This is a genomic window from Paenibacillus sp. Marseille-Q9583 (assembly GCF_976954365.1).
Map to the genome: position 1 here is coordinate 24523 of NZ_CDRJTB010000041.1, position 15093 is coordinate 39615.

General features: G+C 45.3%; 11 protein-coding genes. All 11 read right to left on the reverse strand.

Going from position 1 to position 15093, the window contains the following annotated elements:
• Positions 1-5 precede the first annotated feature (5 nt).
• Entirely contained in the window at positions 6-644 is a 639-nt protein-coding gene (locus ACWNM1_RS18410; RefSeq protein WP_449602117.1) for a histidine phosphatase family protein, read from the reverse strand.
• A gap of 36 nt (positions 645-680) precedes the next feature.
• Positions 681-1484 (reverse strand): aminoglycoside N(3)-acetyltransferase, encoded by an 804-nt coding sequence (locus tag ACWNM1_RS18415; RefSeq protein WP_449602118.1) that lies wholly within the window; start codon positions 1482-1484, stop codon positions 681-683.
• Between the two features lie 156 nt (positions 1485-1640).
• Entirely contained in the window at positions 1641-3203 is a 1563-nt protein-coding gene (locus ACWNM1_RS18420) for a response regulator (protein ID WP_449602119.1), read from the reverse strand.
• Positions 3200-5101 carry a cache domain-containing sensor histidine kinase gene (locus tag ACWNM1_RS18425; RefSeq protein ID WP_449602120.1) on the reverse strand — a complete coding sequence of 634 codons (1902 nt, stop codon included), beginning with the start codon at positions 5099-5101 and terminating at the stop codon, positions 3200-3202. Before ACWNM1_RS18425 ends, ACWNM1_RS18420 begins: the two co-directional genes overlap by 4 nt.
• A gap of 127 nt (positions 5102-5228) precedes the next feature.
• On the reverse strand, positions 5229-6911 hold the full coding sequence (locus tag ACWNM1_RS18430) for an extracellular solute-binding protein (protein ID WP_449602121.1): 1683 nt from the start codon (positions 6909-6911) through the stop codon (positions 5229-5231).
• Between the two features lie 110 nt (positions 6912-7021).
• On the reverse strand, positions 7022-7912 hold the full coding sequence (locus ACWNM1_RS18435; RefSeq protein ID WP_449602122.1) for a carbohydrate ABC transporter permease: 891 nt from the start codon (positions 7910-7912) through the stop codon (positions 7022-7024).
• Positions 7913-7930: 18 nt separating this feature from the next.
• Positions 7931-8881, reverse strand: coding sequence for an ABC transporter permease (locus ACWNM1_RS18440; RefSeq protein ID WP_449602123.1), 951 nt, complete (start codon positions 8879-8881; stop codon positions 7931-7933).
• Between the two features lie 254 nt (positions 8882-9135).
• Positions 9136-12363 carry a cellobiose phosphorylase gene (locus ACWNM1_RS18445; protein WP_449602124.1) on the reverse strand — a complete coding sequence of 1076 codons (3228 nt, stop codon included), beginning with the start codon at positions 12361-12363 and terminating at the stop codon, positions 9136-9138.
• Between the two features lie 28 nt (positions 12364-12391).
• Positions 12392-13468: a glycoside hydrolase family 30 protein gene (locus ACWNM1_RS18450; protein WP_449602125.1), complete on the reverse strand. Its 1077-nt coding sequence runs from the start codon at positions 13466-13468 to the stop codon at positions 12392-12394.
• 8 nt (positions 13469-13476) lie between these two features.
• On the reverse strand, positions 13477-13722 hold the full coding sequence (locus tag ACWNM1_RS18455) for a hypothetical protein (protein WP_449602126.1): 246 nt from the start codon (positions 13720-13722) through the stop codon (positions 13477-13479).
• Positions 13723-14024: 302 nt separating this feature from the next.
• Positions 14025-15044: a LacI family DNA-binding transcriptional regulator gene (locus ACWNM1_RS18460; RefSeq protein WP_449602127.1), complete on the reverse strand. Its 1020-nt coding sequence runs from the start codon at positions 15042-15044 to the stop codon at positions 14025-14027.
• Positions 15045-15093 lie beyond the last annotated feature (49 nt).

Genomic DNA, 15093 nt, shown 5'->3' on the forward strand with positions numbered 1-15093 from the left:
AACCTCTAGGATTCCATCCCAGCCTCATTCTCTTCATAATGACTTGTATCCCCGTGCAGCAGGATCTCCGGCACACCATCCGTAAAATCAATCCTTGATAAGCAGGTTGGATATATGTAAGGCAGATCCCATAGCTTAGGCAACTCTCTGCCCTCAAAATAAGCCATCAAAAGCTTGATCACTACCGTATGTGTTACGATAAGAATCGTCTCCCCCTGATGGGAAGTGAGAATTTCCTGAAGCTTCTCCAGTGCTCTTGTCTGCACCTCTGCGAAGGTCTCGCTGCCCTCCACTTTAAACCGGTCGGGTTCCTTCCAGAAATAACGATGCTGGTCTGAAAACTGAGCTGCCAGTTCAGCAGAATCTCTACCTTCCCATACGCCCATGCCAATTTCTTTTAATGCATCGGAAATCTTCAGCGGAACATCCCGCTCTCCGCGTATAATTTCAGCTGTACGCAGCGCCCTTGGGCTAGAGCTTGCATAAATGATATCCAGATTTGTAGCCTGCATTCCCCTGCTCAACCATTCCGCCTGTAGTACGCCAAGCGTCGTTAGCGCAGAATCCATATGACCTTGCATACGATTCTGCACATTCCATTCTGTCTGTCCATGACGCGTTAGATATATCGTTGTAGTACTCATCCGTTGCTTCTCCTCCTAATCCCAAATCCAGATAGTCTAATTCCTGTTTCGCTCCATCCAGTTCACCGCATAGTCAACAATTTCACGCTGTGGAATCAATTGAGCTGCAGCTGAGGCGATATGACCATTTGTAATGAGCCCTGTCTCTTGCCCGAATTGCTCAGCAAGTTCAACGAAGTCGTCAGAGTTCCAATCCAGCTCCTTGAATTCCACCCACTGTCTATGACCATCCACTAGTATAGGTGCCCCGCCAATGACTTCCTTCTTCCCTTCATAGAAGGCCCGGCATTCAGCAAGATGTAATGAAGTATTATTTAGATTTCCTACGCCTAGCAGCAGCACACTTCCCCCCAGATCATAAATACGAGCTAATGGAGAGTCATCCCCCAAACCGTATTCGAGGGAGTGGCCATATATAATCTCATCCCTATGCTTGCCCCAAGCCGCAAAAGAATGAATGGGGTGATCGCTGCGCTTTACCTCTTTTTGTCTACGGAAGCAATCCGGAATAACCCCCATTCCCCTCAGTGGGGTCAGGTCTGGATCATAAGCTGGCATCTGCTCACGGATACTCTGCCACCAAGATTCGGGCACCGGTGGGTTACTCCAGCCAGCAGGGTCCGTCAGATCACTAGAATGCGTGGGCATCACAAGTGTACCTGACTCTCCAAGGACCTCCTCAAGCGCCAAAATAACGGCAACCGGGCCACCTGCCACCCATTGGCCTAGTGATTTAAAAGACGAATGCAGTATAATCGTCATCCCCGCCTGTACACCCAGTCGCCGAAAATCCTCTGCCAACGTCTGAACTGTAATCAAATTGCCTTGAATTTCTTCCACCCTTCATTCCTCCAAATTCTCTTACTGCTAATGCCAATTCTAGCAAAGCTTCTCACTGCCATTATATAGGAGGATCTCTTCTAACAACACCCTTAATGGTCATCAAGGCTACAAGTACAGCAATGATATTCATACCACAGCTACGTATCTTGCTGTTTACGACAAATCTCTGGACACTATTTTGGCTCTATAATCCCCCGGAGAGATCCCTTCCAACTCTTTGAATACACGGGCAAATTGCTTACTGTTCTCAAAACCTACTTTTTCCGAGACTTCGGCAAGCTTGCTACAGCCTTGTGCTAGCAGCTCTTTAGCATGGCGGATGCGTACCTTTTTTAAATAAATGACAAAATTCTCACCAGTATATGCCTTGAAAGCTTCGCTAAAATAAGAATAATTCAAAGACACATGGTTACTAACCATAGCCATATTTAGTGGACGAGCATAGTTCGTTTCAATATAATTCAGCGCTTCCTCCATGTCAGCATGCTCTGTATGAGCAGAGCGCACCCCTACAATATAATCACTCACACTCAGGAGCAAATTCTCAAGTGCACGATAATAATCATGAAAATGACGATAATTGTACATATTGCCCACTGTGCGATACAGCTTCAGCACCTCTACCGAGGCTTCGCCATGCACCCGAAATACTTCATCCAGCACCAATTCATTGATATTCTGTCCCACCGACTCCAAATATGACAGGTCAAGCACCTTCAAATGCTCGGTTTGAAAAATTTCAGCCAGAAGATGTTTCATCTCCTTCTCGCGTTCTGTTCCAAGCATATTGAGCAGCTTGCGAATTTCCTCCTTCGGTAAGGGGGAATTAGACCGTTCTTGACTCACATCCGCATAATTCAATAAGTTCACTTGCGGATATACAAAAGTATACTGTAATGCCCGGCACGCTTCCTTATAACAGGAACGAAGGTCTGCAAGACTTCTTCCTTCGCTACTTATTCCAATCGACAATCCCATTATTTCTTTGGCTTCAGCTTGTCTGGACAACTCTATAAAGTCCTGCTTTCTGGTTCCGAGCAATACTAATTTACCGTCCCAGTCCGTTGTGATTTCCGAAAAACATTTTTCAAGTGGTCCCATCAATCGTTCAGCAAGCCCCTGAACATCCCCCGGCTTCATTCTTGTTCCGTCATTACAATAGTAATTTAACACACCTACTGTAAAAGGAACCTCCAAGTCATTTAGGCTTTCCTGCTGCTCTCGCTCCAACTGAACTTCCTGCTGCATAAGCAGCCCACGTAAACGGCTAGAACGCAGCTCTCGGCGAAAATGTTCTGCTTCCTGCTCCTGCTGTCTTGCGCTGAGATTCTGCTCCTCCTGCTCCTTATCTATACACTTCAAGATTTCGAATAATTCATCTCTACGAATCGGCTTAAGTAAATAATCCTTCACGCGATAACGGATCGCGCTTTTGGCATATTCGAAATCGTCATACCCGCTTAAAATTAGCACTGCCGGACTTTTCTCGCCCCTTGTCGCCGAAGACAACCGCTCCAACAGCGTAATCCCATCCATTACTGGCATACGTATATCTGTAATAATAATATCTGCACCGTCGGTCTCATAGATATCAAACCCCTCTGCGCCATTACTCGCTATCGTGATGGTATAAATGGACGGAAATTCTCTTTCTATCATAGTCTTGAGACCGAAACGAATATTCTTCTCATCATCAATGATCAGTAGCTTCTTCATAGTTGTTTTTCTCCCGTCAAAAGAACTTTCGGCAAGGTTAAACGTACCATCGTCCAACTTCCTGCTTCGCTCTGTACTACAAGCCCATATTCATCGCCATAAAAGATTTGCAAACGCTGATGTACATTTCTCAGACCAATGCCACCTGTTCGGCGGGCAGTCCCCTTCTGTTCAGCAGTGCTCTCACAGCGTTCATCTTTCGCATAAATCGCCTCGTTTAAAGCATGTAGACGCTCTGGTGTTAGCCCCATGCCATTATCACGAAGCTCTATGAAAATATCACCTTCAGCTTCCGAAATATGAATATGAACGCTCGGGTCCTGTAGATTCTCTTTCTCATCACACCAAGCATGCTTAACACTGTTCTCCACAATAGGCTGCAGTGACATTTTAAGCACCTCCAGCTCCAAATATCGTGGTTCAATATGAAGCATCAGCTTAACCGGATACTCAAAACGAATATTCATCACTTCAATGTAATTCTCAATATGGCGAATTTCGTCTCGTAGCTTCACATACTCTCCGGACCATTTGAAATTATAACGCATCATCCCCCCTAGTGAGGTTAATGCATCTGAGATCGTTCGTTGGTTTTCAATTTCAGCCAGCATTTTAATATTTTCCAGCGTATTATACAAAAAATGTGCGTCAATCTGGTTATGAAGCGTACGTAGCTCAGCCTCTTTTGACAATGCCTGCTTGTTTACTGCTTGAGCCACCAATGTATTGATCGTGTTCATCAGTTTGGAGAAATGATGGGCAAGCTCACCAACTTCCCCTCCACCCCGAATCATAATTCCAGTGTACGCTTCACCTCTACGCACTCTTTTCATTGTTTCGGTCAATCTACGTAGATTGTTTAGAATAAAGGCATTTGTCACATAAGCAATCAGCGTCAGCAAGGTAATAAACCCGACATTGGCTCCAATGATTAAGTTGCGCGTTCGGGAGATATCCTTCATAACTCCCTCCATGGACACTACATTTAACAAATAAGCATCAATACGTTCTAGTGGAGTGTTAATCAACAAAAACGATTTACCATTCTCCGAGTACTCACTATCCCATTCCCCAGTTTTCCTAAAATGCTTATACCGTTCTGCAATCATATCAGCCATCTTCAGATTATTCTGCAAAAAAGAATGGTCCGGTCTGGTGAAAAGCTGCAGCTCACTATCCACAAGGAACATTTGAGTCTGATTATCCCGGACATCTGTATACGTCTTAGGTGTAAAACGACTCAGCATCATATCCACCTGCACCATGCCGATATAATTGTCTGCTGGACGACTCTTCTCACGCAACAACGAAACCTTGGGCAGATTCTCCTCCGGCGATCCCAAGTATCTCTGCATCAGATCCGGATCACTTTTCTGAAAAGACCAGTATTCCTGCCCCTTCATTTGAAGCGCTTTCTGAAACCATGGCTTGGAAGAAACTCGCTCTTCACGAAAGATAATCGGCCAAATTTCATGCACTTTATTGCTTCTCGAATACAGCCGCAAATGCTCAATATTTGGATTGTTAAATTGAATACGAGTCATATTCACATAAGCATTGGTATTAAAATTAATCAAATCTACTAGCTGCGGTTCGGTTTCATTCGCAAGGAAGTCTTCTACATCGGCATCAGAATAAGCCATCTGCGCCGCACGTTCCATCGCCTCGACTTGATTATAGATATGTAATTTTTCCATTTGCAGCAAATAATCATTTTTCTCGACGGCATCTCTGAGATAGGTATTATTGATAGACTCATAGAAGTAGACGGATACCAGCAAGCACGGGCCTAAAATAATAAAAACATAGGCTGCAATTAAACGACTCTGGAGAGATCTTCTTCCCCACCAATAACTAAAAGAATGCCATAATGCTCTAGCTCGCTCACGCCTGTTCACACTATACACTCCTGTTCTGTCCACCTCGCTAAATAGTGAATACTTAACCTATTTAATATCTATACCATATTATAGATTGAAAATAACCCAATCGCCCGCATTAGCGGGCGATTGGGTCCTGTTTATTTTATTTTTTTGCGAGTTTTTGCTTATTCTCTTCATATTTTATTTGCTGGAAGGCTTGCACTTTAGCCAGTCCCAGATCCTCTTGCTTCTTGATGTAATCTGTCCAGATGGAATCAAATTCAGCATCGGATGGAGCCATCAAAAGCTTCGGTAGCGTTTTGCTGCGCAAATCTTTGATTTTAGATAAGATGACGCCCTCAGGGGAGCTTGCCAACGGATCGATTTGATCAAACTCGGAAATACTCTTTGTTTTTCCGCGAGTCCAGTCTTCAAGCTGTTTGAAAGGCTCTACAGCTTTCGGTGTCCATTGAGCTGTAATATTGGTATTCATCAGCATCCAGAACGTAAAGGAAGAACCATATTTCTTGTCGAATGCCGTACGGTCCTTATTCATCAGATCAAAGACTTCTGGTTTAAATTGGTCTTTGCCGTCAATTGTATCATAGGAGACGCCTTTTTCGCCAAGATAGAGGTCTTTGTTGCCTTCTTCACTGTTCAGATAACTGAGGAATTTAATAGCGCGAGCTTTGTCTTTAACATCTTTGGAGATCAGCGTTACTGTCCAGCCGGAAATGGCAGGGCCGTTCAGAGTAGGCGCATCCAGGTTGGTATTAGCCGGTCCGTCAACAGCGATATAAATTTTGTTCGGGTCTTTCTGGTACAGAGTTCCCAGTTGGGCTCCAAAGTCAGAGCGTTGGTACAGCATCGCGAAGTAACGGCCTTGAGCGATTTTTTCTTCCATTTGAGGACGTTTGTCAATAAAGATATCTTTAGAAAGCAAGCCGTCTTGGTTCGCTTGACGCAAAGTTTTCATCCAGCGGATATATTCAGGGTCAATCTCACGATTATACAGCTTGCCGTCTTTTTCTCTTGGAATAGCCAAGAAGTTCTGAATGTATTGTTCCAGAGAATCGTTACCGGTTGCGATGAATTCGTGCAGACCGAGTGGAATCATCGGTTGACCGTCGATTTCGGGGAATTTCTCTTTAGCGGCCTTCAGCGCGGCCACGAATCCTTCCGGTGTGCGCATATCAGGGCTGCCAATCGCTTCATAAATATCTTTGCGGACTACGAAGGTTTGGTTGGATACATAAGTGTCGCCATATTTCTCGTAATCTTTAGGGGAGGAAGAAGCATTCGGATAACCGTATACATTGCCGTCAGCTTGTGTGTACCATCCCAGTTTGTCAGGGTCAGATACTTTGAAGAAGAACGGATCGTATTCTTCGGCGAGTTTGTTCAGAGGAAGCACGAGATTGCCTTCGATCATTTTCTTAACGGCTTCTTCATACCAGCCCAGTGTAATGAAGTCCGGCAGTTTACCGGAAGCAATCAATGTGTTCAGCTTTTCATTTTCATTACCGGCTGGAACGATAAAGTTAATGTCCACACCGGTTTTCTTAGTGATATATTGGGAAGTTGGATCCACACCCCATTTATTAGGGAACCAGGCAAAGTTCAGGTACCAGTCAAACTTAATTGGTGATGTGTCGGATTTCCAACCCGGCTCATCAGCGGATAGTGCTGTAGCTTCTGGCGCTGTTGTAGATGTTGCCTCTGCTGTGTTACCTTCAGTCTTGTTTGCGGCGTTGCCATTGTTACCGGAACAGCCCGCTACGGACAGAACCATGATTGTTGCCATAAGCAGCATCATCATTTTCTTTGGCTTTCTTTTCATGTCCATGCTTGTTTACCCCTTTTCTGAGATTGATTAATAATTATAATTTATAACTCCAAGACTGCGGGAGCGGTCCGGAGGAGACACCACTAGTTCGGGTGAAGTGCGATCGGCACTTAGCCCTTGATGGAGCCAATCATCATCCCTTTGACGAAATAGCGTTGCAGGAACGGGTAAGCAAAGACGATCGGAAGTGTTGTAACAACCATCGTAGCCAGCTTGATGGACTGCGAGGTCACCGTCCTGGTCACGGCGCTTCCCTGTACGGCAGTCATCATCAGATTGGAGCTGGATTGGGCGACAACCCGGTACAGGAATGTTTGAATCGGTTGCATGCTTTCATTGTTCATATAAATCATTCCGGTAAAATAATCATTCCATTGGTAGACGCCATGGAACAGCGCAATGGTAGCCAGTACGGGTAAGGAGACCGGTAGGACAACCCGCAGGAAGATGGACCAGTCATTAGCTCCGTCAATACGCGCCGCTTCCTCCAGACCATCAGGAATATCCCGGAAGAAGGTCATGAAGATGATCAGATCGAAGAAGCTGAACATGACCGGAATAATATAGACCAGGAAATTTTCTAACAGATGAAGATTTTTGTTCAGCAGATACATCGGAATGAGTCCGACTGAGAAGATCAAGGTTATCGTGCCTAACAGGATGTAGAATTTTCCTCCGATTAGTTCCCTGCGGGAAAATGCATAGGCAACCATCGCCGTAAAGAACACATGCATCGCTACACCTAAGATTGTTTTAGCTACTGTAATCCACATCGCTCTCATAATACCTGGGTTAGCAAATACTGCATTGAAGTTTTCCAGAGAAAACTTGCGCGGGAACCAGTAGATTCCGCCCAGCATAGCATCTTTTCCGTCATTAAAAGCATTAATAAGTACGTACCAGATCGGATACAGCGTAGCGAAGCAAATACAAAGCATTCCAATATTGTTGACTATATCAAAGACGACTTCGCCCTTGGTTCTGCGATTCAATGTAATCATGTACAGGTCCTCCTTGGCCTAAAACAACGAAGTGTCGTTGAGTTTTTTGGATACTTGGTTGGCAATCAGCAGCAGTGTGAGAGAGATAACCGATTTAAACAGCCCGATGGCGGCTGAATACGAGAAGCGGGCCGATTGCAGGCCGGTATAATAAACATAGTAGTCAATCACATTACTCGCGCTGTCATTCAGCGAATTACGCAGTACTAGGATCTGGTCAAAATTGGAGTTCAGTACACCGCTGACCGCCAGAATAAACAAAATGCTGATCGTTCCTTTGATGGTCGGTACGGTAACATACCACATTTTCTGGAATCTTCCGGCACCGTCGATGGTGGCCGCTTCATACATTTCAGGAGATATGCCGGTAATGGCAGCCAGATAGATGATCGCTGACCAGCCCAGCTCCTTCCATAAATCCGAGGTAATAATAATGGTCCAGAAATATTTTGGTTCAGCCAGGAACGAAATCGGCTGATCGATCACATGCAGCGCCATCAAGATATTGTTGATGATGCCCACATCTGCCAGCCAAGTGGCAAGAATCCCGCCAAGGACGACCCAGGACAGGAAGTGGGGCAGATACGATATCGTCTGAATACTCTTCTTAAAGCGAACAGATCGGACTTCGTTCAGAAAGAGGGCGAATATGATCGGCAGCGGAAAGATCAACAGCTTGATTAAGCTGATGCCCAGCGTATTCTTCATTACATACATAAAATTATCATCCGCCAGGAACTCTTTGAAATTCGCGAGACCGACCCAAGGGGCTTCCGAGATTGACTTGACGATGTTGTACTCCTTGAAGGCGATAATAATGCTATACATCGGAATGTAGTTAAAAATAATCATCCAGATGACACCGAGCAGTGCCATTGTCTGCAAATGTCGCTGGGCAACGAACCTCTTCCAAAGCGGCGTACGATTTACTTTACCGGTTTCGAAATTGCCCGAAAATTGAGGCTTCATCGCTGGGCTTAATTCCCCATTTGTTTTTTTCTCCATCATATGGACCTCCAGAATCTCTATATCCGCTCTTGTATAAAGCGCTTACAAATATTATATATTCATTGTATTTGCTTTTGCCTGTCTCCGTAAGGTATTGAATTTCGGATTATAGGTTCCATTTTTCGGGTTTAAGAAGAAACGCCTCGGTATCCTTTAAGGACTTTCTTATATTTGGAGAAAAAAATAAAGGGAGGGCCTAGGCCCTCCCTTATTTTCTATGCCATTATTGCTCGAATTTGCTTGATCTCTCCACGCCGTAGAACCTCTGCCTCTTCCCCACGAACGAGTGCTCCTGAAATTTCGGTCACTGTTCCATCGTGATAGACGAGCGTCATGCTCTGAATAACAACCTTCTTCTCCCCAAACGTATTCTCACATTGTGGGTTCGAATAAGTTACTTCCGTGCCACCTAGGAATGTGAAAGAGAGATTGCCTTGTTCATCAAATAGCCAGCCTGGTAGAACCGGATCCAAAGATAACGTAAGCTGTCCATCTTCTACTCTGAAAACATGGCTTCCGGCCATCATCGTTCTCCACATACTCAGGAATTCAGCGGTCGACCCACTTAATCTTGCAACGAACCCTCTACCGTGATTGTTCGGATCAGGATTACCTCCGGTAGCGATAAAGGATGAATTTTCAAGCGTGCTGCGTCCGTAGACAGCCGGATCTAGGAACGGAACTAGCGAGGTCTTCAGTTCTCCGTAGAACTCCTCATAAAGCCCGCCCTTCAGCAGCTCAAGCAAATATTTGTAGGACATATGCAGGAAGTTGGACTCCCGCTCTAGCCAGCCTGGCGTAAAGGCTCTCATTCGTCCGATCTCATGAGACTCTCCCTCTAGACTAACCGAGGTTTGATACATAGACGTAGTCGGATCATATAGCTCTGTTTGCTTAATCAAATTATAGATTTCTTTGGCTTGCACCGGATCTTTCAGCGTCTTCAACAGGCGAGTAGGCCCCTCAAGGAAGTATGGCAATGCATAGACCTCAAAATCCTCTACCACAGCTTTTGGGAGGCCGTATCCGCTAAGTACTGGTTGACCTTCAGCATCTGTTACCTGCTGGAATTTCTTCGCCTCAAAGCGGAAATAGGTTGGGGTAAGTCCGTTACCAAGTTCTACTGCCTTGTTAATTCCCTCGTCGATTTTGACCAAGAACTTGGAGAGGGCCTCACGAATGTATTCTAAGGTTACTTCAGACTCAGTTCCAGTAATACCGAAACGGATACGTGCTCTATAAGCCTCACGCGCCGAAGCTACAGTATCCCAATAATTAAATTGTTCCAAATCTCCCGACAGAACCGCCGTGACCGCATGATATACCGCCTCAAGTAACTGTGCAATTTCTTCTGGCAGGTCTACAGCTCCTTGGACGCTCTCTTTGCCGTTCAGAGCATCTAACAAAAAGACTACGGTACGTTTCAGCTCAAAAGTCTCACTCATTCCGGAGCCGAACAATCCTGGCAGTCCATTCATAGCATCGTTCCAGCCCGGCTTATTGCCTTCCATTTCTACACCCATACCGTAAGGGTCAAGCGTAGCAAATTTATTCAAGGCAAGAGACAACATCTTCACGAACAGATTGGTGTGGTAAATGGCGCCGTGACCGCCTTCAGTACGCAGCCAATGGGTATCTCCAGCTTTCCATTTCAGCTTGTGCAGCTTCTCCTCATCCTCAAGGAGTGCACCATATTGCCGGGCCTTTCCGTCACTGATTACATATTTCTCACTGCGTGGCAGCACATACGCTGGGCTGTCATAGAACGCATAGGTGTTATCCCCAAATAGAAGCTCCTGCTTTTTGTCAGGGAAGATATCCAAGTAACCTACTACCAGATCCATATTATATGTCCAGTGATCCGACCAGAAGCCTTCGCCAAAAGCTGCCTCAATGTTTTGCTGTGACAGGGCAAGTAATCCCGACAAAAATTGTTGCTCGCTTACCTTCAAGGTAACATTATGATCCGCAATATAGTTCACTAAGCTACCTGGTGTGAACCGAGTGCTACACAGCTTTACAAGCTCAGCTTGATGATCTGCCGCAGCTTCTCCAATCCACTCCACAGCTTGTGCCTTACTATCCGGTTTCACTTCAAAGGTTGTTCCTTGCACGCTCAGTGGATTGTAACCATCCGCCTGAATCAAGCTATAGAACATTTTGATGTTGAAGCTACCCACCTTTGGATTAAAAAACACATCGTTCCGCCGATTCTGATTCATATCACGGAAGTTTCCGTTCCCCTGTGAATAATATTCTGGGGCGAGAGAGAAGAAGTTGTAGTCACGCTCCAAGTCACCATGCTTACGCGAGTATAAGTGAACTACAAAGCCATCCCCACCATTGTCGAAGACAAAAGGATAGCCTCCGCGCAGGAAGTTATCGAGATAGGATTGACGGCAATACGCATCAAACACAGCCGAAGAAGTGTGAGTGGCAATGTCTTCCGTTAATTCTTCCGTCAGACCTGCAGCCTCTTGAGATTTAGACAGGATATATTCATCGCGGCATAACTGCTCCGCCTTCTTATTGATTTTGTCGATGTCATTTACATGTCCAACCAGAGTGTTCAGGATCAGATTGCTACCTGGTGCTAAACGTCTTGCCACTCCGCTAAAACCGCACGGAACCTTGTTGACCGGGTATTGCGGAAGCTCGCCCAGTTCGGCAAGGGTTAATCCCGCAAAGCGGTCTGGATACGTGAGCGAGGTATTGCCACCAAAGACTAGCTCGAAATCGACGATTGGCGAGACTTTTTCTCCTTCTCCAGTGAACGACAGGTAGAAATGGCCATTGGTAATTTCGCTAACCTGTGCATCATCATTGGTGCTGGAACGCAGCTTATAGAAAGGAATACCATTCTCTAAGTTGTATACGTCCATCCAGCTGCGCAGCAGATTCCCTATTTCCTTGTATCCACTGTTCTCTACGCCGTAAGGCAATATTTCAGGCAAACCATCCATCAGCTCTAGCTCGATCTCTTTACCGCCGATGTTCTCAATCTCTACCCGACGCACCAATGCTGCATAATCGTCATTAGGCAAATTAAAATAGTGTACGGTCGTCTTCAGACCATGTACGGCATGGCTTTCTTCAATAGTAAGCCCATTAGGCAAAATGGTCATGAGGCGCTTTGCAGCAGGATCTGGACGTGCAGATTGAAACGGTTCATAAATCTCTTGCTCGCCTTTAATTTTGATAAAGGTTCTGAAACCGGTCGTCCCTACGTTCTTATAAGAGATATTTGCAGGAGAGAATTCCATGATCGGCGAATTCTTATCGCGTACCCCGAAGCTGCAAATGGCCTGACCCCGATTCACATAAAAAGTCCACATCGGAATTCCCTTCAGTCCGGCAAGACCCGGTAAGAAACTGGAAAAAGGCTTTCCTTCATCAAATTGCTCCATTACAAATGTACCTGATTCGAAATAATAGTTGCTCATATTTATGTCCTCCTAAGTTGTAGATTATTTATGAAATCAAATGCGTTACGATGGAATGCGGCGCTAGCTCGCAGCTTGCAACCTCTTCGCCTAGACCTAGCGTCACACTGTGCACTTCTTCACTTTCATTCATCAGTACGACAGCAATACTACCGTCAGGATTACGGAATGCTGTGGTTAAGATACCTTCCGCTTCAGATGTAAATCCGATCCGTACTGCACCTGGCGCAATGAATTTACTGAAATGCCCAATGTAATAATAGGAGCTGTTATAATGCACTTCATCTGTTGTCGTATCTGCAATAATTGGCGCATCGCAGAGATTGCCTACATGGTTAGGACCTCCAGTCTCATCCAGTACCAGGTTCCAATCCAGGTATCCTTCTGTCCACGCATTGAGATCTCCAATCATGTTTCTGCCGTAACGTTCGCCAGTAAACCATTCCCCCAGCTTAACGCCGCCCTCTTGGCAGCCCTCTGTGAACAACAGATGCTTGTCAGGAAATAAATCATGTACCTTTTCTACTTTGTCGAACTCCTCGCCTCCGTACCAGTGAATACCTGTACCCCACACATACTTTGCAGCCTCAGGATCAGATAATACTTCCGAAGCACGCTCGACCATAATATCGCGGTTATGATCCCAGATTACAATGTTCACATCTGAATGGCCGGTCTGATGCATCACCGGTCCAAGATGATTTTTAACAAAATCCCGTTCCTCTTCCGCACTATAAATACATGAATCCCAGACCTGAACGGCAGCGGGCTCATTTTGCACGGAAACTGCCCAAATCGGTACTCCCTCTTTTCCATAAGCTTCAATGAATTTCGTATAGTAGCGTGCCCAAACTTCTGCGTATTCCGGCTTCAGTGATCCACCGTTATTCATTTCTCCATTTGTTTTCATCCATGCCGGAGGGCTCCAAGGAGAAGCCAGCATCGTGAATGCACCGCCTCTTACTTCCATGGCATCTTTTATCAGCGGAAGTACCCACTTATGGTCATGTGAGATATCAAAAGTAGCTAGCTCTGTGTCATGATCAGCAACATAAGTATAATTGCCGAGGGCAAAATCACAGCTGTGAATATGAACACGCCCCATGCTATAGCCTAATCCCTCTGGAAGTACCGATGAATAACCTCTGCTCGTTTCTCGGAGCTCAGGCGTGACAACGTATAAGCAGCAGCTTCAGTGAAAGCGCCGCCAAATCCAATCATCTTTTGAAACTCCTGCTCTGGCTTAAGCTCCACATCGGCAGACCCAGATCCTACTCTTGCGCTAAAAACAATTGCATCTTTTGGAGTTAAGCGTTCCCCTGTATCTTTTGCAGTTACCACAGTTTGAACTTTTGCCATTTCATCCATCTCCTCTGAATTGTTTTCTTACCAAAGCACTAGTCTTTACTGGATCATCTTCCGGATTCGGAGCAATGAGCCATTAAAACTAAATAATCGAAACCGGTTTCGATTATTTCTAAAAAAAATGATCTTTCAAATCAATTGAAAGAGCATTTATAATCATGAGTCGATTATAGCTCCATCTAACAACATAAGATGTGCCAAATACCACTCTCTCGAAAAAATTGAAAGCTATAATGTCTTTTACTTTAGCAGGACTCTTTTCAGTTCGTCAAGATTTATCCTGATTTTAATATCGACTAACTTCCGCTAACCGGAGGTGCACAGGATTGCCGTTCAACCACTTGCACCGGAACTAAAATCGCTTCCTTATCTATCACTTTGCCTTCAATTGACGATAAAAGAATGTCTGCCGCTTGGCTACCAAGAAGCTCCGTATCCTGACGCACCGTTGTCAATGCAGGTGAAACATACTCGGCAAGATCGATGTCATCGTAACCTATCACTGAAATATCCATCGGTACGGAAAGTCCACTATCTTTAGCAGCCATAATAGCCCCTAAGGCTAGTAAGTCACCCGAAGCAAAGACGGCGGTTGGACGTTCAGGGAGCTTAAGAAGCTCCAGCATCGCGTTATAGCCGCTTTCCCGAGAATAGAAGGCTCCGTTTATAACATAGGACTTAGGCACCTTAAACCCTCGCTGCTTCATAGCGGTCTTGTAACCCAACTCCCGCATTTTACCTGGAAATGTGTTCATGCCTCCGGATATATGAGCAATCTTGCAATGCCCCATAGAGGCTAGATACTCCACCGCCAGCTGTGCCCCAGTTGTATTATCGGAGCATACCGTATGCGTCTCAGAAGTCTCAAAATCCATAATAACCGTAGGAATATCACTCTCAAGCAGTTCACGGAAATAAGGATCCTCATAATCGGACAAGAAGACAACTACACCGTCTACGCCACGAATCCTGCAATTCTCTAAATAACCGCTTTGCTTACCACCGACATCTTTGGAGATAAACATGAGGGCATACCCTTTTTCCACGGCAACCTTCTTAAAGCTCTCGATCACAGCGCTGAAAAAAGGATGGCGAATACCAAATCCCGTATTCTCTACAAACAGCACGCCGATGGTCCACGATTTCTTAGTGGTCAATGTACGGGCATGTGAATTTGGCAAATATCCCATTTCTTGGGCAACCCGGAATATTTCCTGACGCGTCTTCTCACGTACATCGGAATAATTATTAAACGCCTTAGAAACCGTTGTTGGAGAGTAACCGGTTCTTTTGGCAATATCGTATATCGTTGTCAAATCGGCTCGCTCCTTGCCCTGACAAATGAAATGCCTTTTGTTCACTGCA

Coding starts and splice junctions, on each gene's coding strand:
- ACWNM1_RS18435 (WP_449602122.1), bottom strand. CDS start 7,912: ATGATTACATTGAATCGCAGAACCAAGGGCGAAGTCGTCTTTGATATA.
- ACWNM1_RS18420 (WP_449602119.1), bottom strand. CDS start 3,203: ATGAAGAAGCTACTGATCATTGATGATGAGAAGAATATTCGTTTCGGT.
- ACWNM1_RS18455 (WP_449602126.1), bottom strand. CDS start 13,722: ATGGCAAAAGTTCAAACTGTGGTAACTGCAAAAGATACAGGGGAACGC.
- ACWNM1_RS18445 (WP_449602124.1), bottom strand. CDS start 12,363: ATGAGCAACTATTATTTCGAATCAGGTACATTTGTAATGGAGCAATTT.
- ACWNM1_RS18440 (WP_449602123.1), bottom strand. CDS start 8,881: ATGAAGCCTCAATTTTCGGGCAATTTCGAAACCGGTAAAGTAAATCGT.
- ACWNM1_RS18410 (WP_449602117.1), bottom strand. CDS start 644: ATGAGTACTACAACGATATATCTAACGCGTCATGGACAGACAGAATGG.
- ACWNM1_RS18450 (WP_449602125.1), bottom strand. CDS start 13,468: ATGGGGCGTGTTCATATTCACAGCTGTGATTTTGCCCTCGGCAATTAT.
- ACWNM1_RS18430 (WP_449602121.1), bottom strand. CDS start 6,911: ATGGACATGAAAAGAAAGCCAAAGAAAATGATGATGCTGCTTATGGCA.